The 21,530-nt window shown below is 60.9% G+C and carries 20 protein-coding genes, 1 tRNA gene and 1 pseudogene; 7 read left to right on the top strand and 15 right to left on the bottom strand.

Going from position 1 to position 21,530, the window contains the following annotated elements; all coding sequences use genetic code 11:
* Window positions 1-410: 410 nt before the first annotated feature.
* The gene (locus C5L13_RS11020; RefSeq protein WP_105383342.1) at window positions 411-1,748 is read left to right on the top strand and encodes an NAD(P)/FAD-dependent oxidoreductase; all 1,338 of its coding nucleotides are present in this window, start codon (window positions 411-413) and stop codon (window positions 1,746-1,748) included.
* Window positions 1,745-2,029, top strand: a complete 285-nt coding sequence (locus C5L13_RS11015) for a hypothetical protein (protein ID WP_105383341.1) — start codon at window positions 1,745-1,747, stop codon at window positions 2,027-2,029. The genes C5L13_RS11020 and C5L13_RS11015 overlap by 4 nt, the downstream gene beginning before the upstream one ends.
* A gap of 58 nt (window positions 2,030-2,087) precedes the next feature.
* Here the strand turns inward: C5L13_RS11015 and C5L13_RS11010 are convergent, their stop codons facing one another.
* The 3 genes from C5L13_RS11010 to C5L13_RS11000 all read right to left on the bottom strand — a co-directional run bounded on the left by C5L13_RS11010 (window position 2,088) and on the right by C5L13_RS11000 (window position 3,845).
* Entirely contained in the window at window positions 2,088-2,945 is an 858-nt protein-coding gene (locus C5L13_RS11010; RefSeq protein ID WP_105383340.1) for an SDR family oxidoreductase, read from the bottom strand.
* A 132-nt stretch (window positions 2,946-3,077) separates the two neighbouring features.
* Window positions 3,078-3,326 carry a hypothetical protein gene (locus C5L13_RS11005; RefSeq protein ID WP_105383339.1) on the bottom strand — a complete coding sequence of 83 codons (249 nt, stop codon included), beginning with the start codon at window positions 3,324-3,326 and terminating at the stop codon, window positions 3,078-3,080.
* A 96-nt stretch (window positions 3,327-3,422) separates the two neighbouring features.
* Entirely contained in the window at window positions 3,423-3,845 is a 423-nt protein-coding gene (locus C5L13_RS11000; protein WP_105383338.1) for a DUF983 domain-containing protein, read from the bottom strand.
* A gap of 232 nt (window positions 3,846-4,077) precedes the next feature.
* Here C5L13_RS11000 and C5L13_RS10995 point away from each other — a divergent pair, with 232 nt between their 5' ends.
* Window positions 4,078-4,932: a glycerophosphodiester phosphodiesterase gene (locus tag C5L13_RS10995; protein ID WP_105383337.1), complete on the top strand. Its 855-nt coding sequence runs from the start codon at window positions 4,078-4,080 to the stop codon at window positions 4,930-4,932.
* Window positions 4,933-4,938: 6 nt separating this feature from the next.
* On the opposite strand, the gene C5L13_RS10990 is transcribed toward C5L13_RS10995, so the two are convergent.
* Window positions 4,939-5,226 carry a membrane lipoprotein lipid attachment site-containing protein gene (locus tag C5L13_RS10990; protein WP_105383336.1) on the bottom strand — a complete coding sequence of 96 codons (288 nt, stop codon included), beginning with the start codon at window positions 5,224-5,226 and terminating at the stop codon, window positions 4,939-4,941.
* 164 nt (window positions 5,227-5,390) lie between these two features.
* Here C5L13_RS10990 and C5L13_RS10985 point away from each other — a divergent pair, with 164 nt between their 5' ends.
* Entirely contained in the window at window positions 5,391-6,749 is a 1,359-nt protein-coding gene (locus C5L13_RS10985; protein WP_105383335.1) for an amidase, read from the top strand.
* Window positions 6,750-6,753: 4 nt separating this feature from the next.
* On the opposite strand, the gene C5L13_RS10980 is transcribed toward C5L13_RS10985, so the two are convergent.
* The 4 genes from C5L13_RS10980 to C5L13_RS10965 all read right to left on the bottom strand — a co-directional run bounded on the left by C5L13_RS10980 (window position 6,754) and on the right by C5L13_RS10965 (window position 10,095).
* Window positions 6,754-6,830 (bottom strand) — tRNA-Met (locus C5L13_RS10980).
* A gap of 135 nt (window positions 6,831-6,965) precedes the next feature.
* On the bottom strand, window positions 6,966-8,162 hold the full coding sequence (gene mnmA / locus C5L13_RS10975; RefSeq protein ID WP_105383334.1) for a tRNA 2-thiouridine(34) synthase MnmA: 1,197 nt from the start codon (window positions 8,160-8,162) through the stop codon (window positions 6,966-6,968).
* 208 nt (window positions 8,163-8,370) lie between these two features.
* Entirely contained in the window at window positions 8,371-8,601 is a 231-nt protein-coding gene (locus C5L13_RS10970; RefSeq protein ID WP_105383333.1) for a hypothetical protein, read from the bottom strand.
* Window positions 8,602-8,973: 372 nt separating this feature from the next.
* Window positions 8,974-10,095, bottom strand: a complete 1,122-nt coding sequence (locus C5L13_RS10965; protein WP_105383332.1) for a mechanosensitive ion channel family protein — start codon at window positions 10,093-10,095, stop codon at window positions 8,974-8,976.
* A 114-nt stretch (window positions 10,096-10,209) separates the two neighbouring features.
* Between C5L13_RS10965 and C5L13_RS10960 the strand changes: the two genes are divergently transcribed.
* Window positions 10,210-10,629, top strand: coding sequence for a DUF1810 domain-containing protein (locus C5L13_RS10960; RefSeq protein WP_105383331.1), 420 nt, complete (start codon window positions 10,210-10,212; stop codon window positions 10,627-10,629).
* Here the strand turns inward: C5L13_RS10960 and C5L13_RS10955 are convergent.
* From C5L13_RS10955 to C5L13_RS10935, 5 genes are all read right to left on the bottom strand, one after another.
* Window positions 10,626-11,657: a Tim44 domain-containing protein gene (locus C5L13_RS10955; RefSeq protein ID WP_105383330.1), complete on the bottom strand. Its 1,032-nt coding sequence runs from the start codon at window positions 11,655-11,657 to the stop codon at window positions 10,626-10,628. The two genes, C5L13_RS10960 and C5L13_RS10955, sit on opposite strands and share 4 nt — an antisense overlap.
* Before the next feature lie 263 nt (window positions 11,658-11,920).
* Entirely contained in the window at window positions 11,921-13,516 is a 1,596-nt protein-coding gene (gene serA / locus C5L13_RS10950) for a phosphoglycerate dehydrogenase (protein WP_105383329.1), read from the bottom strand.
* An 81-nt stretch (window positions 13,517-13,597) separates the two neighbouring features.
* Window positions 13,598-14,776 carry a phosphoserine transaminase gene (locus C5L13_RS10945; protein ID WP_105383328.1) on the bottom strand — a complete coding sequence of 393 codons (1,179 nt, stop codon included), beginning with the start codon at window positions 14,774-14,776 and terminating at the stop codon, window positions 13,598-13,600.
* A gap of 150 nt (window positions 14,777-14,926) precedes the next feature.
* Window positions 14,927-16,120, bottom strand: a complete 1,194-nt coding sequence (locus tag C5L13_RS10940; RefSeq protein ID WP_158693435.1) for a GNAT family N-acetyltransferase — start codon at window positions 16,118-16,120, stop codon at window positions 14,927-14,929.
* Window positions 16,121-16,269: 149 nt separating this feature from the next.
* Window positions 16,270-17,094 carry an outer membrane protein gene (locus C5L13_RS10935; RefSeq protein ID WP_105383326.1) on the bottom strand — a complete coding sequence of 275 codons (825 nt, stop codon included), beginning with the start codon at window positions 17,092-17,094 and terminating at the stop codon, window positions 16,270-16,272.
* A 353-nt stretch (window positions 17,095-17,447) separates the two neighbouring features.
* Between C5L13_RS10935 and C5L13_RS10930 the strand changes: the two are divergent.
* A pseudogene (locus C5L13_RS10930) lies at window positions 17,448-19,022 on the top strand (HAMP domain-containing methyl-accepting chemotaxis protein); the annotation flags it as partial.
* A gap of 180 nt (window positions 19,023-19,202) precedes the next feature.
* On the opposite strand, the gene C5L13_RS10925 reads toward C5L13_RS10930, so the two are convergent.
* A complete protein-coding gene (locus C5L13_RS10925) occupies window positions 19,203-19,616 on the bottom strand; it encodes a cyclodeaminase/cyclohydrolase family protein (protein WP_105383325.1) in 414 nt (137 codons plus the stop codon).
* A gap of 171 nt (window positions 19,617-19,787) precedes the next feature.
* Here C5L13_RS10925 and C5L13_RS28955 point away from each other — a divergent pair, with 171 nt between their 5' ends.
* A complete protein-coding gene (locus C5L13_RS28955) occupies window positions 19,788-19,946 on the top strand; it encodes a hypothetical protein (RefSeq protein WP_170117248.1) in 159 nt (52 codons plus the stop codon).
* Window positions 19,947-20,012: 66 nt separating this feature from the next.
* Here the strand turns inward: C5L13_RS28955 and glmM are convergent, their stop codons facing one another.
* On the bottom strand, window positions 20,013-21,365 hold the full coding sequence (gene glmM, locus C5L13_RS10920) for a phosphoglucosamine mutase (RefSeq protein WP_105383324.1): 1,353 nt from the start codon (window positions 21,363-21,365) through the stop codon (window positions 20,013-20,015).
* Between the last annotated feature and the right edge of the window lie 165 nt (window positions 21,366-21,530).

The raw sequence follows: 21,530 nt of genomic DNA, 5'->3' as shown, positions 1-21,530 counted from the left end.
GGCACCGGCCCCCGTGGGACCTGGCGCCTCCATTCATTTTCCCTCGATCCTTGCCTCTCAGCCGATACCGATAAAGGACAAGATGGCAAGAACGATGACGACGGCTCCAACGAGCCAAACAATGCTGTTCATGACGATCTCCTGTTCAGGTTGCTGCTCGGAGGCGAAGCCTCCAGATCGAATTAATCAAGTCAAATCAAGCAAATCCGACGAGGTTCAAAACCGCGATCACAATCACCACGGCGCCGACCAACCAAACGATGCTGTTCATGGCATTCTCCTTTTGTTGTTGTGGATTTGAACGGCGCGGGCGTAAAAAGGTTCCGGTATTCAGGCTTGGAACAAACGCCTGCTCCGGGTGTTGAACGAGCGTCGCGCGGGGCTGCCAGCTCCGCCCAACGGGTGGGGAAATGGACGAGAAGAGCTCCGGAAACGAGAATAGGGATGGCGCGAGCCCGTCTCGCACGGCGCCCAGGGTCGTCATCGTCGGGGCCGGTTTCGGCGGCCTCGCGGCAGCCCGTGAACTCGGCAATACGGAAGTCGATGTCACCGTCATCGATCGACGCAACCACAACCTGTTCCAGCCGCTGCTTTACCAGGTCGCCACCGCCGCCCTATCGCCGGCGGACATTTCAGAACCGATCCGCCGCACCCTGGGACGCTACCGCAATATCAAGGTCATGCTGGCGGAGGTCGTCGGCGTCGATACCGCCGCCAAACGCGTGAATCTCGATTACGGCTCCTCGGTTCCCTATGACCAGCTGGTGATCGCCACCGGGTCGGAATACAACTATTTCGGCCACGAAGACTGGCGGGCCTGGGCCCCGGGACTAAAGACGATCCACGAAGCACGGCTTATCCGCCAGCGTCTGCTGCTGGCTTTCGAGAAGGCGGAACTCTCGCAGGATCCGGAAGAGAAAAAGGCGCTGCTGACAAGCGTCATCATCGGCGGCGGGCCAACCGGTGTCGAGATGGCGGGCGCGATTGCGGAACTCGGGCGCTTCATGATCACACGTGATTTTCGCAAACTGGAGCCCGACCACATGAGGGTCATCCTCGTAGAGGCCGGACCCAAGATACTGGCGGCCTTTCCGGACAACCTTACCGCTTACGCGCGGCAAGCGCTGGAGAAGATGGGCGTAGAGGTGATGACCGGCGTAACGGTGGAGGCGATCAGCAAGGACGAGGTGGTGGCGGGCTCCATGCGCATCCGCACCGGCTGCGTCATCTGGGGAGCAGGCGTCAAGGCATCTCCCGCCGGCAGATGGCTTGGCATCGAGGGCAAGGCGGGCGGACGCATTCCCGTCGGCCCTGATCTTTCCGTCACCGGTTTTCCGGATGTCTATGCTATCGGCGACACCGCCCTCGGGCTTGCCGAGGACGGCAAGCCGCTGCCCGCACTCGCCCAGGTCGCCAAGCAGCAGGGAGAATATCTCGGCAAGGCGATCAGGACCGGGTTGCTTGAGGGCAAACCTGCCGACCCGTTCCGCTTCCGCAACCGCGGCAATACGGCCGTCGTCGGACGAAATTCGGCGATCTTCGATTTCGGCAGATGGACGCTCAAGGGCTGGTTTGCCTGGCTGCTATGGGCGCTGGTGCACGTTTATCTGCTGGTCAATTTCGAAAAGCGGTTGCTCGTCAGCATCCAGTGGATCTGGCGCTACCTGACCCGCCAGCGCGGAGCCCGACTGATCGATGAAAATGCAGCCTCCTTCGTCCCGTCTTCCACGCAAAGGACAGAGACATGAACACAGCAAACCCGCAACTCGAAGGCCTCTATCTCGCACTTGCCGCTGTCAACCGGCTTCTCGTCGACAAGGGGATCGTGTCGAACGCCGAACTGCAAGATGTCCTCCAAGCGACGGAGCGGGCGGTTTTGGCCGACGACAAGCCGCTCAACGTTTCGAGCTCCCACCAGAAGGCGGTCGCCTTTCCGATCCGCCTTCTGCTTCTGGCGAACGAAGCGCATGAAGAAGGCAAGGCCTTCTGTTTTGATGACCTGGCCAGGGAAATCGGGCGAAGGACCTGAAAAGCGGAACGGCGGCATGCGCGCATGCCGCCGTTGTTCTCGAGGGGAGGAGAGCAGGTTAGATCATCGGCTTGCCGCCGGTGACCGCGATCGTGCTGCCGGAGACGTAGCTGGAGAGCGGGTCCGCCAGCATCACATAGGTGGTCGCAAGTTCCGCCGGCTGCCCCGGACGTTTCATCGGAACCTGCTTGCCGAATTCCTTCACCTTGTCTTCCGTCATCGTCGACGGAATGAGCGGCGTCCAGATCGGACCGGGCGCAACCGCATTGGCCCGGATACCCTTCTCGGCCAAAAGCTGGGCCAGACCGGCGGTGAAATTCTGGATCGCACCCTTGGTGGTCGCGTAGGCGAGCAGCGTGGGGTTCGGGCTGTCTGAATTGATGGACGCCGTGTTGATGATCGAGCTGCCCGGCTTCATATGCGGGACGGCCGCCTTGGTAAGATAGAACATGGCATGGATGTTGACCTTGAACGTCAACTCCCACTCCTCGTCGGAAATGTCCTCAATCGAGGAAAAGGTCGCCTGATGTGCCGCATTGTTGACGAGGATGTCGATGCCGCCGAGTTCGCCGACGGCCTTGTCGATAATGGCACGGCAATGGGCCGAGGTCTGGATGTCTCCGGGCACGAGCACGGCCTTGCGGCCCGCCTCTTCCACCAGTCGCTTGGTGTCCTTCGCGTCCTCGTCCTCATCGAGATACGAGATCAGCAGATCGGCTCCTTCGCGCGCAAAGGCGATGGCGACGGCCCGGCCTATGCCGCTGTCGCCGCCGGTGATGACGGCCTTCTTGCCTGCCAACCGTCCCGAACCGCGATAAGACAGCTCACCATGATCCGGCACCGGATCCATGCGGCCGGTAAAGCCGGGCATTGGCTGCTGCTGCTCGGGAAAAGGCGGTGTGGGATACTGGGGCATGGAAGGCTCCGTGTTTTTCGTTGGAAAGTTTTATCTTCCAACTAGCCTCACAGCGGGATGTTCCACTTTAGAGCAAGGCATTGCCGAAAAAGAAAAAGGCGCGCCGAAACGCACCTTCCTGCAATTCACGCCTCAGGCTCCGGGGGTTGCCGCGCCGTCTCCCCGGCGCAAACGCTTCAGCTGATTGACGATCCTGAGCGAGCTCGAGGCGCGGGCGGCAGAGAAATCGGAACTCTTCGACAATATCCGCAACATGTCCTCCGCCTCGTCAGCAGAGATCGTGCCGCGCGCAGCGAGACCGTCGATCAGAACGAGCATGGCCCCTTCGACGGCCAGTGATCGCCGGTGAACTTCCATTTCGATTTCGGCGGTGTCAGTCATGGCGGTCTCCTTGAATAGTAACCTCTCGAATGGCTTCAGGAGAAAATTGTTCCAGAATTCGATCGGCCCATTCAGAACCCTGGCCGCAGCCTGAGGTCAGCTGCTGCCCTTTTGTCGATCGTCTGCCTCCGTTCCGCTCGAGCCTCTGTCGATCCTCCCCTGCTCCGCCTTGTAGAAATACTGGCTGTTGACCAGCCAGCCCTTGAGCGGCCTGAGCGGCAACACGCAGGTGAGCACCAGTACCGGCAGCGAGATCAGCAGATGCACCCAGAACGCCGGCTGGAACATGATCTCGATCCACACCGCCAGCGCCACGCTCGGCACGCAGGCGAAGCAGATGACGAAGAATGCCGGACCATCGGCAGGATCGGCGAAAGAGTAGTCGAGGCCGCAGACCTCGCAGCTCGGCTTCAACGTCAGAAAGCCGTTGAAGAGATGCCCCTGGCCACAGCGCGGGCAGCGGCCGCGTATCCCGGTGCTGTACGGGGAAAGAGGCGCCCAGTTCCCTTCATAAGCCATGACATCTGCCTTTCGTGAGGTATGTCGACAATATTCTGCGGGGATTACTGCCAAACCTATCCTCCTCGCAACATGTTCCCCTGTCGCGCGTCAATCTGCCGCCCGTGGCGGCACTCGCGCGGTATCCCTCGATCGCGGACATTGTTCAGAATTCTGTCATCGATCTATGGCAGGGGACGCGTAGAGCATATCTTGGCTCTCTCGAGTCGTCCTCTCACCTTTGCGGATCAGCATGACATCCGAATATTCAGGCCTGAGCATCGCCTATCGCGGCCATTTCACCCGCCTCAAATGGCATCGTCTGCGCCGCAGCATGAGCGATCCGCTGTTTTCCGCCGGTGTCATGGCGGATGGGTTCCGGCTGGGCGCCTCGACCGAACTAGACCTCAGGGTCCGCGCCGACGGCGGCTTCGTCGTGCTGCATGACAGGGAACTGGAGGGTGAGACGGACGGGCGCGGACTCGTGCGCGAAGCTTCTGCGCAGGAGATCAGATGTCTGCGGATGATAGACGGCGGCAATCCCCCGATCCTCAGCGAGAATCTGGCGGCGATGCTCGAAACCGCCCACCCGGATGCGCTGCTGCAATTCGACATGAAGGACGAACTCGCGGTGATCGGCAGCGCAGGCCTCGACCATCTCGCCCGCCATTTTGCCGGTGCCGGCTCCTCGATCATCGTCAGCGGCGCCGATCTCGACCTCATCATTGCGGTGAAGGAAAGGCTGCCGAACCTCAAGCGCGGCATCGATCCCACCGACAAGCTCGTCGAAATCTACCGGCATCAGGGCCTTAAGGCGGTCGAAGCGGACCTTCGCTCCGATCTCGTCGGACCGACCGAGCCGGACACCGTTTATCTCGCCTGGGAACTCGTGCTGCAGGCGGCAGGCGACGGTCTTGACCTGATCGCGCTCTGCCATGACGCCGGCAAACTGGTCGATGCCTGGACCTTCAACCTCAAGAACCCGGATCAAGGATTCGATGAGACAGAGGCTCAAGCCTTCAGCGCGCTGATGGCTTTGAAACCGGACCAGATCACGACCGATGAGGCGCCTGCCACCGAGCGCGCCTGGGCAAAGATCGCCGGTTGATCTCCGTCAATCATCCCAGAACGGCCCGCGATAGACCCGGCGGCTGACCAGTTTTAGGCTGCGGTCCGGCTGGATGATATATTCCTCGTCCACCCGCTGACCGAAGGAATTGCGGAACGTATGCGGCACCACGCTGCCGACAGGAGCCTTTGTCAACCGGGTGCGCGGCTGGCCGCCATAGGTGATGCTGCCGGGAATGGGCTCGATCCCGGCACCGGTATTGAGACTGCCCGTTGCCGTGCTGCAGCCGGCCAGCACAACGGCAAGACCGGCAATGGCTATGATGTTCTTCATGGGAAGATCCTCCGACTGTTCCCGCTCAAGCGGGGACTCGCTGAACTGCATTTAGCCACCTGAAGTTCCCTTGCGCCGTTGCGGCGCAACAAATCTCCTGTCCATCGCGAAAATATCCGCTAAACCTGTGAACCGCCAGGAGTGGAAAGAGGGGAATAGTTGCCGTGACGAAGTCCTTTGGAGCGATGTCGATCGCCGAACTGTCCGCACTTATACAGACGGGCGCCGTCGACCCGGTCGAGGTGACCAAAACGGTCCTCGCCGGTATAGAAGCCTATTCCGATAAGGCGGTTTTTGTCACAGTTCTCAAGGACCGTGCTCTGGCCGAAGCCAAAGCGTCCTCTAAGCGCCTCAAGGAGGGCCGTTCGCTCGGCCTCCTCGACGGCATCCCGATCGCCTGGAAGGATCTGTTCGACATCGAGGGCCTGCCGACGACCGCCGGCTCCAAGGTGCTGAAGGCAGCCGAAGCGGCCACCAAGGATGCTGCCGTGGTCGATCTCCTCAAGCGTGCTGGCATGATCGCGATTGGCCGCACCAACATGAGCGAGTTCGCCTTTTCCGGCATCGGCATCAATCCGCATTACGGCACGCCGCATAATCCGCGCAGCAAGGATGCGCCGCGGGTTCCGGGTGGTTCTTCGTCCGGCGCGGGCGTTGCGGTGGCTGCGGGTCTCGTGCCGGTCGCGATGGGCACCGATACCGGCGGCTCTATTCGTATTCCCTCCGCCCTGAACGGCGTGGTCGGCTACAAGGCGACCCGCGGCCGCCACCTCATGGACGGCGTCTATCCGCTGGCGAAAAGCCTCGATTCGCTTGGGCCCCTCTGCCGCACGGTGCAGGATGCTGTCTGGATAGACGCGGCGATGCGCGGACTTGCCGCCTCGCAGATCGCGAGACAGCCGGCAGTGCCGCTCGATATCGTCGTTCCTATCAATATTGTCTTCGACGGTGCCGAGCCGGGTGTGGCCGCGGCCTTTGAAGCGGCAATCCAGCGGCTGGAGAAGGCAGGCTGCACCGTGACCCGTATCGCCGTCCCGGCCTTTGGGGAAATCCTGCGGCTGATGTCCACGCGAGGTGCCCTGGTCACCGCGGAGGCTTTCGGGCTTCATCAGGAAAGATTGGCAGGGCCGGAAGCCGCCGATATGGACCAGCGGGTCGTGGTCCGTGCCAGGCTCGGCGAAAAGATAACCCTGCCCGACTATCTCGCCACCCTGGAGACCCGAACGCGGCTGATCGCCGAGACGGAAGCGCTGATTGGCAACCGTTTCATCGCAATGCCTTCGGTCGCCCATGTGGCGCCGAAGATCGCCGATCTCGCGGACGATGAGGCCTTCTTCGCCGCGAACGGCAAGACGCTGCGCAATACCATGCTCGGCAACTTCCTCGACTGGTGCGGCGTTTCAATCCCCTGCGGGACTGGTGATGCCGACATGCCGGTCGGCTTCCTGCTCTCGGCCAATGCCAATCGCGACGACGCCCTGCTTCAGGCGGCCATGGCATACGAGGAAATCATCAGGGGATAGGAAGTGGTAGCGGGGGGCGGAATTGAACCGCCGACCTCAGGGTTATGAATCCTGCGCTCTCACCAACTGAGCTACCCCGCCACAGGGTCTGCGGAAAGCTCTGCAAGAGCCCGGTCCGCTTCGGTCGTGCGGCTTATAAGACCCCCGTCACCAAAGTGTCAAGCAGCCTTTTGGCAAATCAGGCGGCTATTTTCCGCGCCGCCGAAAGTTGCCCGATCAGGCCGCCACAGGCGCCGAAAGCAACGCCTTCAGCGAGGCTTCCGCATCCGCGGCACGCTCCGAGCGATCGATGAAGCCGCCGCCATAAACCCGCGCATCAGGCCCTTCGGCCGAATAGAGCACGCAGGCCTGGCCGGGCGCCACGCCCGCCTCTCCGACGGCGAGGTCGACATAGACGCCTCGGTCATCGCAATGGACCACGGCCGGCGTCGGCGGGCGCGTCGAGCGAACCTTGGCGAAGCAGGCAAAACCATCCCTGGCGTCGGCTTCGAGCGAATTGTCGCCGATCCAGTTGACGTCACGCAGGTAGACGCGGTGCGTGTCGAGCGCTTCCTTCGGCCCGACGATCACGCGCCGGGAGCGGGCATCGAGATAGACGACATACAGCGGTTCGCCCGTCGCCACCCCGAGGCCTTTGCGCTGGCCGATCGTATAATGCACGATGCCTTCGTGTCGGCCGAGTACGCGTCCGTCGATATGGACGATCTCGCCTGCCAGCGCGGCATTCGGCTTCACCTTGCTGATGATGTCGGCATACCTGCCCTGGGGCACGAAACAGATATCCTGGCTGTCCGCCTTCTTGGCGACGACGAGCCCCATGTCTTCGGCAAGTGCCCTCACCTCCGCCTTCGACATGCCGCCGAGCGGGAAGCGCAGATAGTCGATCTGCTCCTGGGTGGTTGCAAACAGGAACCAGCTCTGGTCGCGATCGCTGTCGACCGGACGGAACAGCGCACGCCGGTTCGGATTGTCGGGCGTCGGATTGTGCCGCGAGCGGATGTAATGGCCGGTGGCCAGCGCATCCGCGCCGAGCTCCCTGGCTGTCGCCAGGAGATCGGCGAATTTGACCGTCTGATTGCAGGCGACGCAGGGTATCGGCGTTTCGCCCATGGCATAGGCTTCCGCAAATGGATTGATCACCGTTTCCCGGAACCGCTTTTCGTAATCGAGCACGTAGTGCGGAATGCCGAGCGTTTCGGAAACGCGTCGCGCATCGTCGATATCCTGGCCGGCGCAGCAGGAGCCGGCCCGGTGCACCGCCGCGCCATGATCGTAAAGTTGCAGCGTGATGCCGAGCACATCATAGCCCTGGCGTTTGAGCAGCCCGGCGACGACGGAGGAATCCACGCCGCCCGACATGGCAACGACAACGCGTGTGTCTTCCGGCCTCTTGTCAAAATCCAGCGTATTCACGGGTAACTCTCTCGGTCTCTCAAGCCGCCGATGCCAAAGCCAAAGGGCGGAATATCCGGCCCGGCGCGGGATCGGCCGCGCGTCAGGCAATTCTTGGGGATATAGAAAGGATTGCGCTCCGGCGCAAGGAGTATGGGCATCAAGGGAAACGGGCCATTGATCTCGGCCTTACCCCCTGGTCGAGCCGAGAGGACCGGGAGGTTTCTTCTTATTGGTATCCGTGCGGCCGGATATCGTCTTCCAGATCGTCGGGTGTCTTGCTCGCAAGACGCATAACATAATCTTCGGCAGCATCGGCAAGCGCCAGCGCAATCTCCAACTTATCAAGCCCTTGCCGCTGCAGCTGATCTATAAGCTCGAGCATCGCTGCCTCAACCTTGAAGCGGTTGATGGCCAGCGGATCATAAAGTTCATCTTGCGTGGGATGTCTTTCGGTCATGTACCTGGTCTCCCATCCTCAGGAGAGCATCGCACACCACACGCGCTACGCAAGATAATGCTAAAATAAAGGTTAACGCAGTGCAGCAATGCAGGACACTTTTGCAAGCTGCGGGCGCTGGAAGTATGCCGCCTCCTGTTACCGATCGGAAGAACGATTCATGTCGTGGACGACCCAGCGGAAAAAGCCATAGATCACGCAAAAGAAGAGAATAAGCGGCATTAGATTCTCGACCTGTTCCATGGCTGCGTCTCAAGTTCGGGCTCTCTTGGGGAGCCATCTGTAACGAATCAAATTATTGGCACATGCTTCATTTCGAATTAACTAAAAAATTTAAGTAATCCAGCGACCTAAGGTATTTTATTGGACAACTCAGGACTGCAGCGACGGCTGCCGCATGGCCTCGCCGGCAATAGCGCCGTTTGAATTGGCAAGCGTTTCCGCCCGGACACGCGGCAGACTTGCGGGATATTCCTTCTGGATGAAGTCGATCATCTTCTCCCGCATCTCGCAGCGGAGGTCAAAAGTCTTCGGTGCATTGGAGGCCGAAATGAGAATGCGGATCTCCATGACGTTTTCCCTGAAATCCGTGATCTGTACCGCCACCACCCCCCTGTCCCACAGGTTTGACGCTGCCGCGATTTCCTCCGCCTTGCGGCGAATGGCCGAAACGGGAACCGAATAATCGAGATAGATCATCACGGTACCAATCAGGGCCGCCCCCTCGCGCGTCCAGTTCTGGAACGGCCGCTCGATGAAGTAGCTGAGCGGCAGGATCATCCGCCGCCAGTCCCAGAGCTTGATGACCACGTAGGTCGACGTGATCTCCTCGACATTTCCCCACTCGCCTTCGACGATCAGCGCGTCGTCTATGCGGATCGGCTGGGTGATAGCGAGCTGGATGCCGGCAAGAATGTTCTTCAGCACCGGCTGCAGCGCAAGACCAAGCACGATACCGGCGACGCCCGCCGAGGCGAGCAGGCTGACACCGTATTGCTGCACGGTCGGAAAGGTCATCAGCATGGCTGCGATGGTGATTGCCACGATCATCGAGCCGGCAATACGCTCGGCGATCCGCGATTGGGTGACATGCGCGCGGGCCAGCAGATTGTCTTCGGCATCGAGCTTGAAGCGGCGAAGGTAGACGATCATCCAGACATGCAGGGCGATCTTTGCCATCCATCCGACGACGGTGATGAAGCAGAGCAACAGAACGTGCCGCAGGAAGGTTGATTGATCAGCGCTCAAGGGGGCGACCGCCGCACCGAAGGACAGTGTCCAGGTCAGGATCGCAAGCCGCATCGGCCGCCGCGTGCGGGCCACCAGTGACCGCCAGAAAAGATCCTTGCTCTCGACCAGGCGCGTCAGGAAGCGGAAGCCGAAACGTTGAATGGCGAGACCAAACAGAAAGGCGACGGCGAGTACACCGATGCTGACGAACCCGTTCGGCAGCCATGCCGTGTCATTCCGGAATTCCTGAATGAAGCGTTCCATGCGCCCTCACCTAGTGTGCAATGCAGCACAGGAAAGGCCGGCCCCAAAAATATCACGTTTAAGGCTCTTCATGGCGTTGGGTGGATAAACCACGAAACCGGGCGGAGAAGATGAATGCAGTTCGATCTCATGCGCTTCGTCGATGCGCAGGCGCCCGTCTATGCTCAGGTGCTGGACGAACTGCGGCATGGCCAGAAACGCTCCCATTGGATGTGGTACATATTCCCCCAGGTCGCGGGCCTTGGCTTCTCGATCATGTCACAACGTTTCGCGATCGGTTCGAAGGCGGAGGCTGCGGCCTATCTCGATCACCCGCTGCTCGGTGCGCGGCTGATCGAATGCACCGAGGCGATGCTGCTTCACAAGGACCTTTCCGCGCATGCCATCCTCGGCTCCCCTGACGACATGAAGTTCAAAAGCTCGATGACGCTGTTCGACACGGTCAGCAAAAAGGGCTCGCCTTTCGAGCGAGCCCTTGCACAGTTCTATCATGGTCAGCGCGATGACAAGACGCTCGCGCTTCTGCAGCGTTAAGCGGCAGCCTGGATCGCGGAAAGTTTCCAGTCGTTGGCGGGCTTGCGCACGAAGGTCCAGACTTCGACAGTCTCGGTCACCTTGCCGGGGTCGCCCTCGGCAACTGCGCCGGTATTGCGATCCCGCATGAAGTCGACGCTGGAATAGCGCATCGCGACAGTCGCATAGTCCTGGCCGTTCTCGCGCCAGGCTTCGGCAAGGTCGCCCTGCAGCAGCTTGACATCCTGCACCTCGTTCTTCAGCCCGTTGGTGGCATTCTCACCGAGCTCTTCTGCAAGATAGGACATCGCCTCCGGCGTCGTGAGGTTGCGCAGCTTGGCGTAATCCTCGGCGGCGTAGGCGGACTGCACTTGCGTCAGCAGCTTCTCGAACTGGTCGAGGTCGCGGTTGGTGATGCCGATCTCGTCGGTCTCAGGACCTGCCTGACGCGGAGCTGCAGCATAGCCGCCGGCGGCGGCACCGCCGCCAAGAGACCCGATCTTCGGAATCTGGAAGCCCGACGCGTTGTTCTGCTGCGGTGGCTCATAGGCATTGCGCTGTTGGCCGTAATTACCGGCCGGGCCTGCAGGTTGCTGCTGACGGCGACCGAAGAAACGGAAGGCCAGCATGGCGAGACCGGCGATCAGCGCGATCTGCAGCAACATGCCGAAGAAGCCGGCCATGCCGCCGAAGCCCGTGCCCATCATCATGCCCAGGAGGCCGCCGAGGGCGAGACCGCCGAGCAGGCCGCCGGCCATGCCGCCGAACAGGCCGCGGCGCGGCTGCTGTGCTGCCTGCTGGCCGAAGCCGCTCTGCGGGGTCGTGGCGTTCTGCTGCGTGTTGGGGGTCATCGAGCGGTTGATGCCGGTCGGCGCAGCGGGGGCCGTGTTGGTCGTCGCGGGCGCCGAGTAGGTGCGCGTGCCGCGGCTGCCGAACCCGCCACCGCCGGCGCGGCGCGCCTCGGCCATATCGACGGCGGTCAGCGAAACCGCCATGCCGACCGCAAGGATCGCGAACAGTTTCTGGAAACGCCGAAGCTTGGATAACATCATTTTCTCCTCATGGCCGCAGGGTTACGGCATTCCCGGTCTATATAGCGATGGGCAGTATCCGATTTTAGTGGCACCACCAATTTTTCCCGTCGAAGTAGATAACCAACTTCAATAGGGGAGCCAAGTTCCAAAATTACAACCTTGAGAAGGTTTGATGCGAATGATCGCGGTTCCGGGAGCGTAGAAAAAGAAAAGGCCCGACCGATTTCTCGGGCCGGGCCTCTATTCCTTGAGAACCGATCTCAGGCAAAGGACTGAGGTCAGTCGACGTTAAACACCAGCGGCTTAGCCTGGCGGATCGCCGGATTGGCGGTCAGCTTGGCGAGCACATCCGCCGCAACCGGGCCGTCGACATAGAGCAGCGCGATCGCATCGCCGCCCTGTTTGTCACGGCCGAGCTGGAAGTTGGCGATGTTGACGCCCGCATTGCCGAGCGTCGTGCCCATGAAGCCGATCATGCCGGGAACGTCGGTGTTGGCGATGTAGATCATGTTGGCGCCGACATCGGCGTCCATGTTGATGCCCTTGATCTGGATGAAGCGCGGCTTGCCGTCAGAGAACACCGTGCCGGCAACCGAGCGGGTCTGGTTTTCGGTGGTGACGGTCAGCTTGATGAAGCCGTCATAGACGCCCGTCTTGTCGCGCTTGACCTCGGAAAGGATGATCCCCTTTTCCTTGATCATGATCGGTGCCGAAACCATGTTGACGTCGGCGACCTGGTTGCGGATGAGGCCGGCGAGCAGTGCGCTGGTCAGCGCCTTGGTGTTCATGCCGGCGGTCACGCCGTCATAGAGGATCTCGATTTCCTTGATCGGGCTCTCAGTGACCTGGCCGACGAAAGCACCCAGCACATCTGCGAGACGGATGAAGGGCTTCAGGATCGGAGCCTCCTCCGCCGTGATCGACGGCATGTTGATGGCGTTCGAGACGGCGCCCTTGACGAGATAGTCCGACATCTGCTCGGCGACCTGCAGCGCAACGTTTTCCTGGGCTTCCGTCGTGGACGCGCCGAGATGCGGCGTGCAGACGACGTTTTCGAGGCCAAAGAGCGGGCTCTCGGTCGCAGGCTCGACTTCGAACACGTCGAAGCCGGCGCCGGCGACATGGCCGGACTTGATCGCTTCGGCAAGTGCGGCCTCATCGACCAGTCCGCCGCGTGCGCAGTTGATGATGCGAACGCCGGGCTTGGTCTTGGCGAGGTTCTCCTTGCCGAGGATGCCGCGGGTCTTGTCGGTCATCGGCACATGCAGCGTGATAAAATCGGCGCGCGCTAGAAGATCGTCCAGTTCCACCTTCTCGACGCCCATTTCCTGGGCGCGCTCTACCGAGAGGAAGGGGTCGTAGGCGAGGACGTGCATGCCGAGACCGATGGCCTTCTTGCAGACGATACCGCCGATATTGCCGGCGCCGATGACGCCGAGCACCTTGCCGGTGATCTCGACGCCCATGAACTTCGACTTTTCCCACTTGCCGGCCTGGGTCGAGGCATCGGCCTGCGGAAGCTGGCGGGCGACCGCAAACATCAGCGCGATGGCATGCTCGGCCGTGGTGATCGAGTTGCCGAAGGGCGTATTCATCACGATGATGCCGCGGCGCGAGGCTGCCGGGATATCGACATTGTCGACACCGATGCCGGCGCGGCCGATGACCTTGAGATTGGTCGCGGCAGCGATCAGCTTTTCCGTTGCCTTGGTGGCGGAACGGATGGCAAGGCCGTCATAATTGCCGATGATCTCGGCGAGCTTTTCCTTGTCCTTGCCGAGTTTCGGCTGGAAATCGACTTCGACGCCGCGATCACGGAAGATCTGGACGGCGGTTTCCGAGAGTTCGTCGGATACGAGAACGCGAGGTGCCATTGGTCACGGGCTCCTAAAAAGGGGTTCTGTCTTGGATTCTGGAAAAGGCCCCGCTCCTGGAGCGGAGCCGGTATGCGGCGATCAGGCGGCAGCCTTGGCGAGCGCGGCCTTCTGGGTATTGAAGGCGTAGGAAAGCCAGGGCATCAGACCCTTCATGTCGGCTTCGTCGATCGTGGCACCGGCCCAGATGCGAAGACCAGACGGTGCATCGCGATAGGCACCGATATCCAGCGCAACACCTTCCTTCTCAAGGATCGAGACGACCCCCTTGGCGAAAGCGGCCTGGGCATCGGCGTCGAGCGCAGTCACGGCCGGATCGACGATCTTCAGGCAGACCGAGGTATTGGACCGCGTCGCCGGATCGACGGCGAGGTTCTCGATCCAGTCATTGGCGGCGACGAAATCGAAGATCACCTTGGCGTTCGCATCGGCACGCGCCATCAGCGCCTTCAGGCCACCGACCGACTTCGCCCAGTTGAGCGCATCGATATAGTCCTCGACGCAGAGCATCGACGGCGTGTTGATCGTCTCGCCGACGAAGATGCCTTCGATCAGCTTGCCGCCCGAGGTCAGGCGGAAGATTTTCGGCAGCGGCCAGGCAGGAACGTAGCTCTGCAGGCGTTCGACGGCGCGGGGGCTGAGGATGAGCATGCCGTGGCCGCCTTCGCCGCCCAGAACCTTCTGCCAGGAGAAGGTGACGACGTCGAGTTTGGCAAAGTCCATATCCTGCGCAAACGCCGCGGAGGTGGCGTCGCAGATCGTCAGGCCCTTGCGGTCGGCCGGAATGAAATCAGCGTTCGGAACGCGAACGCCAGACGTCGTGCCGTTCCAGGTAAAGACCACGTCGCGGTCGAAATCGACCGTGGAAAGGTCTGGAAGCAGGCCGTAGCCCGCTTCGATCTTGCGCACGTCCTTGAGCTTCAGCTGCTTGACGACATCGGTGACCCAGCCGGCACCGAAGCTTTCCCAGGACAGCATGTCGACACCGCGCTCGCCGAGCAGCGACCAGAGCGCCATTTCGACAGCGCCGGTATCGGAGGCCGGCACGATGCCGATGCGGTAATCCGCCGGCACATTTAGAATTTCACGGGTGAGGTCGATGGCCTGCTTCAGCTTTGCCTTGCCGACCTTGGCCCGGTGCGAGCGACCAAGCGGGGCATCGGAAAGCGCTTCGAGCGTCCAACCGGGGCGCTTCGAGCAAGGGCCAGAAGAAAAATGGGTATTGTTCGGACGTACGTCCGGCTTTGCGGTATCCGCCATTGTGCTATCCTTCCAGATAGATGGCCTCTCGTTGGGGAGAGGTGTCCCGCCGCCGTGGGTATTCTTCTCTGCCTTTACAGTCAAGAGGATTGCGTCGCGCAAAGACAAATTTTTGCCGCAGACCCGACGTGCTTTACGGCGCTTTTTCGCTCAAGCGATTGCCATCATTGGCAAAAGAAGTTCCGACACGGCTCCATACCCTGATATCGTCATCATGGCCTGCCGCAGCCGGCGCCGGATCACCCATTTGAGCGGCCGGAGCGACTGCCACAGTGCCGTCGAACGAAGAGCCGCAACGAGGCCCTGCCGCATCAGATAGATCTGCCCCTGGAACGTGATGGCTGCCTGTTTGGCCGTCAGGGGAAACGTCGTCTCGCAGCTTTCGATCTTCCAGGTCTCGTCGCCGATACCGAGATCCAGCCACTCGTAACCGTTGGCGTGAAGCCATTCTAGCGTGCGGTAATAGAGCGCGCTGCCGGGAGAGAATTTTGCCCATTCCCCTGCCTCGAAGGACAGCATGATTGCATAGTATCGCCTGCCGGCCGTCAGCCCCCAGATCGTCGCGATAATCGTATCGCCGGATCTGAGGGAGAAGAGTTTCAGCATCTGCTCCCGCGCGAAGATATCGGTGCCCTTGCGAAAGAAATCGTGCTTGTCCACATCGACATCGAATCCCGGCACGCGGGTCTGTTCGAAACGCCACTGCTTCTGGCGCAGGAATGCGGCGGTCGCCTCCCGGCGTTCCTCGCTATCGGTGGCGATCCGGAATTCGAGCGGCGCGATTTTCTCCAGGTTACGCATCTTGCGGGCGAGCGTCTTTCGCTGCGGGAACGCCGCCTCTATCTCCGCCCAGGGCCGCCGCAGATCGTTGGCGTGACAGGAAATCTCGTTCGGCTGGTCGCCGATGAGGCTCAAGGGATTGGCAAGACCGTCGATATCCGCCGGCATCTTGCTGAACATGAGGACATCGAACGGTGGCAACTGGCGGGCGATTTCGCGCCAAAGGCGCTCCGCAAGCTCCCTAGTCCAGGAGATCGACGTCCCGAAAAGTATCGGCGCATTGTAGTCGGCCGCGTCCGCATCGATGAATTCGAGAACTCTCGCTCCTTTGCGACGGGCGATGCAAAGCGGGACGAAGAGCAGCGGACGACCGCCCTCTTCCCGCACCTCGACGAAATGCAGGCTGCGCTGCCCGGAGCGGCCGAAGCTGGCAAGCCATGCCTTCAGGAAGGTGACGGTCTGGAATACGTGAAAATGTGCGCCTTCGGCAGTCGCATCACGCGGCCAATCAAGCGAAAGATCATCGAGCTTGTCGAAGACGGAGATCTTGAATGCCGGCACCATGAGCAAACCCATCGTCACATTGGGCGCTTGATAGCAACTCAGCCGCGAATTTTGAAATCGAAAGCGGATATATCGTTAATCCGGAAAACTTTAGCCATGAATGCAGAAAGCCGCCTCGAAGGCGGCTTTCGCTTGAATACGTCGGTAACCTACTTGTAGACGATCGGCTCCGGCGGCGGCTCGTAGGCGACCGGAGTGTCGCAGCCGCTGAAAACGTAGCGAGCACCGACACGCGCTTCGTGCATGTCGAAGCCCTTGTCCTGGCCGGGGCCACCGCCGAGGTTGTAGCCGAACATGTCGCCGCCGACGATATGGCGGTAGCGATAGCCGACGTCCGCCTTGAGGTTGCAGGTGATGTCGATGGAAGCGCCGGCCATAAGGGCATAGCTAAAGCGCCAGCTCTTCTTGCCTTCGTGGTCGGTGGTGTAGCAGCCCGGCGCCGCCGGATCGTCGCAGATGGTGTTGCGCAGCTTGCCCCACTTGACATAGGTGCCCCCGATACCGCCGCCGACATAGGGCGTGAAGTAGCCGTAGGTGCCCAAGTCGACATAGACGTTCGCCATCAGCGAGTAGGCATGCATGTAGGACTTGTCGCTCGAGGTACAGGTCACGCCACCGCAAAGACCCGTCGTCGAGCCCCGGAAGTCGGCCGAACTCAGATAGTCGAAGGTGACGTCCGTACGCAGGTAGTTGTTGATCTGGTAACCGACACCGCCGCCGAGCAGGAAGCTGTCCTTGAGCGACGCCCTGTCGAAATCCACCAGCGTGCTATTGGAGCCCTGGAAATATTCCGCACCGCGCATGTCGTTGAAGGAGTAGCCTACATCGCCACGCAGATACCAGCCGCTCGCCTCCTGGACGGCGACTTCCGGCGCGTCGAGGATCGGTTCGGGCTGCGGTTGATAAACATCTGCCGATTGGGCTGCGCTCACCGTCAGCACCAGCGCAAACATACTGGCCAGGGTTTTCTTCATGGCTTCATCTCCAAAGCTCATATCGCGTGTGGCAGGCAAGCGCGCAGCCAACGGGTTGATTGCGATCGATAATGGAGGAGAAAGGTTAAGTCTCACTTAACCATGCCCGTTTACCGCGCATTTCCCATAACACGCGGTATTGCGACAGATGCTTATGACGACGGCGCCCGTCGGCAGCCCCGCAATTGGCCCCGCTGTTTATACTTTACGCAGATTTAATGATTAACAGGTACTAAACACTGAAGTGCTAACTATCGCATAGTCTTGAAGGGCAGTTGAGACCACCTTCGAAGAATAGTCGAAACGAGACACGAGCCCCGGCGCAAAGGCGCCATGCCAAGGAAACACCCGCGATGATCAAGTTGAAAGCATTCGGCATTGCCCCCCGTCTGGCGGTCGGGTTTGGCTTCATTCTCCTCATGATGATCTGCCTGACCTTGTATTCGATCCTACAGGTCGAAACGATCGACAGAAACCTTGGCACGATCAATGATATCAACAGCGTCAAGCAGCGCTATGCGATCAATTATCGCGGCAGCGTGCATGACCGGGCGATCGCGATCAGAGATGTGACGCTCGTCACATCGCCGGCAGAACGCAAGGAGGCGGAGGCGCTAATCGAGAAGCTGGCAGCCTCCTACGCCGAAAACGAAAAGAAGATGGCGGAAATGGTCGCCTCGCCCGCAGGCGCGACGGAGCAGGAAAAGACTATCCTGTCCGAGATCGCCGCTATTCAGGCAAAGACCAATCCGCTGGTCGCCCAGATCATTTCTCTGCAGGAAAAGGGAGATGGCGAGGGTGCGCGCAAGATCCTGCTGGAGCAGGCCCGGCCACTTTTCGTCGCCTGGCTCGGAGCCATCAACAAATTCATCGACTTTCAGGAAGCATCGAGCAAGTCTATCGGCGGCGAGGTCCGCGACGCGGTCGGCGGCTTTGAAAGCCTGGCGTTGGTCGCCTTGGGTATAGCCACGGTTCTTTCGATCGTTGCAGCCGTATTTACCGCCCGATCGATTACAGGACCGCTTTCCGAGCTTCAGGAGTCGTTGAAGGCCATGGCTGACGGCAAGTTCCAAGGCGACCAGCGGCTCGAGGCTCGCGGCGATGAAATCGGCTTGCTGGCACGTGCCGTGGCAGCGTTGCGGAGTGCCATATCGGCCCGCGCGGAACGCGATGCGGATATCGAGACGAGGCGCGCCGTGGAAGAGCGTGAGAGGCTTGAACAGGATGCCGCCGAGCGAAGCTCGCTTTCAAAGCAAACGGACCACGCCGTCCAACAGCTTGCCGACGCTCTCCAGTCGCTTGCGAGCGGCGACCTGACCCGCCAGATTGAGGCGCCATTCATCCCCTCGCTCGACCCATTGCGGATCGACTTCAACGGAGCAGTCGTTCGGCTCCGGGAAGCCATGCAGAAGGTTGCAGAAAACGCGAGTGCGATCGCTGCCGGCGCTCAGGAAATCCGCTCGGCATCCGATGACCTTGCCAAGCGCACGGAGCAGCAGGCGGCGTCGGTCGAAGAGACGGCTGCGGCTCTTGAAGAGATCACCACGACGGTCGCCGATTCCAGCAGCCGCGCACAGGAGGCCGGCAACCTCGTGCGCAAGACCAAGGAAAACGCGGAGCATTCCGGGCGGGTTGTCCGCGATGCGGTAGACGCCATGGGCAAGATCGATTCGTCTGCGGTCGAGATCGGCAACATCATCGGCGTCATCGACGAAATCGCCTTCCAAACCAACCTTCTTGCGTTGAACGCCGGTGTGGAGGCAGCGCGCGCCGGCGAAGCCGGCAAAGGTTTTGCCGTGGTTGCGCAGGAAGTGCGCGAACTTGCCCAGCGCTCGGCCAAGGCCGCCAAGGAGATCAAGGAACTGATTCATACCTCGAACGACCATGTACGCAGCGGCGTGGCGCTCGTCGGACCATCTTCCGCCGCTTTTCTTGTTATTCTTTCCATAGCCGCATTGCGTTGGCTCAGCACTGCCTCGCGCTCGACGATCAGATCTTCGCGGGCATCGGCAAGGCGGTCGGCTTTCAGATTTAGGTCCGCCGTGGCAAGAGCGCCCAGAAAGGCACCGTTCAGAAGTGCCGCTCCCGCGTAAAGATCGCTCAGCACGTCATGCCTGATTTCCCCGGAGATATCGGCTGCCGCTTCTAGGGGCCTTGGCCAATAGGAAGGCAGATGAAAGGGGCGTCTCCGCCGCGCGGAGGCCTGCTTCCGCCAATACTTCCTCGCGCTTCGACATCTCCTCCGGCTCATCACGAGGCAGCTTCAGCGCGGCTACGTATTCATTGAAGACGTCGACATCCGCCTTTGCCGATTCCTTGAGGAGACGCGCAAGCTCGTCCAGTCGACTGACGGCACGGGAGATGGCGGCATTACTCTCAGGCCGGGTTATTTCCGCGGCCATGCGTATGAGCGACAGGCCGATCAAACCCGATAAGAGCGAGGCGGCTCCACCGCCGAGCGGCGGAGAGCGTCTGCCCATTACCTGGAGGATAGCCGAAAGGCGCTGGTTGAACATTTCCATGGGTCGTGCGTCCGTGTTGCGCCCGCTTTCAACGCCTTTCCGCTGACCCTGTTCCGCTTCCGCCAGCAGAAATTCCGGCGGTTCGCACGCACGGAAAAAGGAGTCGTCTGTCCTCACCTGGACAGAGAGAAGTAGGTGCAAATTGATACCGGATGCTCTAAGTACGCAGGCATGTCCGACAATATCATCAAGTTCCAGCGCCCGCCCAAACCGAAGCCGCCGCGGCAGACGCCGCCATGGCTGAAGCGCGTGCTTATCGGCCTCGGGGTTGCCGCGTTCTTCATCGCAGCCTTCGCCTATTTCTCGCTGACGGGCCAGGCGCGTCCCTGAAACAACCCATTCAGCGAAACAAAAAAGCCGGCATCGCTGCCGGCTTTTCAAGCGGAACTGTGAACCTCAGGCGACGGTGCGGGCGTTGGCGATGACGCCGACGAGACCTTCCACGACCCGTTCGATCTGCGCCCGGTCGTCGCCTTCCGCCATCACGCGGATCAGCGGTTCGGTTCCGGAAGGACGGATGACCAGGCGGCCCTTTGAGGCAAGCTCGGCTTCGGCATCGGCGATGGCCTGACGCACGATGATATCCTCCAGCGGCTTGCCGCCCTGGAAGCGGACATTTTTCAGAAGCTGCGGCACGGGCTCGAACCGGCGGCAGACCTCGCTCACCGGCCGGCCGAGACGTTTTACACGCGCGAGAATTTGAAGAGCGGCAACAAGCCCGTCGCCGGTGGTGCCGAAGTCCGACAGGACGATGTGGCCGGATTGCTCGCCGCCCACGTTGAAATCGTTGTGGCGCATATGCTCGACCACGTAGCGGTCGCCGACCTTGGTGCGGGCAAGCTCGAGGCCCTTGCCCTTTAGGAAGCGCTCGAGACCGAGATTGGACATGACGGTTGCGACGATGCCGCCTCCCCTAAGCTTCTCCTCCTCCGCCCAGCTTTCGCCGATCACCGCCATAAGCTGGTCGCCGTCGACGATCTCGCCGCACTCGTCGACGATGATGACCCGGTCGGCGTCGCCGTCGAGTGCGATGCCGATATCGGCGCGCACCTCATGCACCTTCTTCTGAAGCGCCTCCGGGCTCGTTGAACCGCAGTCGAGGTTGATGTTCGTGCCGTTCGGCTCGTTACCGATCGTGACCACCTCGGCCCCGAGTTCCCAGAGTGCGAGCGGAGCCACCTTGTAGGCCGCGCCGTTGGCGCAATCGATCGCCACTCTCAGCCCATGCAGCGTGACGTCGCGGGGCAGCGTGCGTTTGGCATGTTCGATATAGCGGTAGATATCACCCTCGACGCGCTTGGCCCGGCCGATATCCGCGGATTTGGCAAGCTGGGCGTGCAGGTCGCTGTCAAGCAGGTCCTCGATACGTATCTCCAGCTCGTCGGAAAGCTTGTAGCCATCCGGGCCGAACAGCTTGATCCCGTTGTCCTGGTAAGGATTGTGCGAGGCGGAAATCATGACACCCACATCGGCACGCAGCGAACGGGTAAGCATGGCGACTGCCGGCGTCGGGATCGGGCCGAGCAGGAAGACGTCCAGACCGGCAGCGGTAAAACCCGCCACCAGCGCGTTTTCCAGCATGTAGCCGGAAAGACGCGTATCCTTGCCGATCACCACGCGGTGGCGGTGGTTGCCGTTGCGAAAGATCGTGCCGACAGCAATACCGACGCGCATCGCCAGATCCGGCGTCATCGGAAAGATGTTGGACTGCCCGCGAATGCCATCAGTGCCAAAATAGCGGCGTGTCATATAAGCTCCTTGTCGTCGCGCCTTGCGTGGCGCGGTCTGCCGCACGGCCCTTCAAACTCGATCTAGAGGAAGGGACTATGCGCAAATCCAAAATCTTACAGCATCCTTTGCGCGTCGGAAATGATGCGCATCGCTGTAGCGGGATCCCGCCCTCGGGGTCTGTTG

Source organism: Neorhizobium alkalisoli, assembly GCF_002968635.1.
In the GTDB taxonomy this organism is placed as follows: Bacteria; Pseudomonadota; Alphaproteobacteria; order Rhizobiales; family Rhizobiaceae; genus Neorhizobium; species Neorhizobium alkalisoli.
Note: the sequence above shows the minus strand (reverse complement) of the source record. Positions and strands in the feature narration are given on the sequence as shown.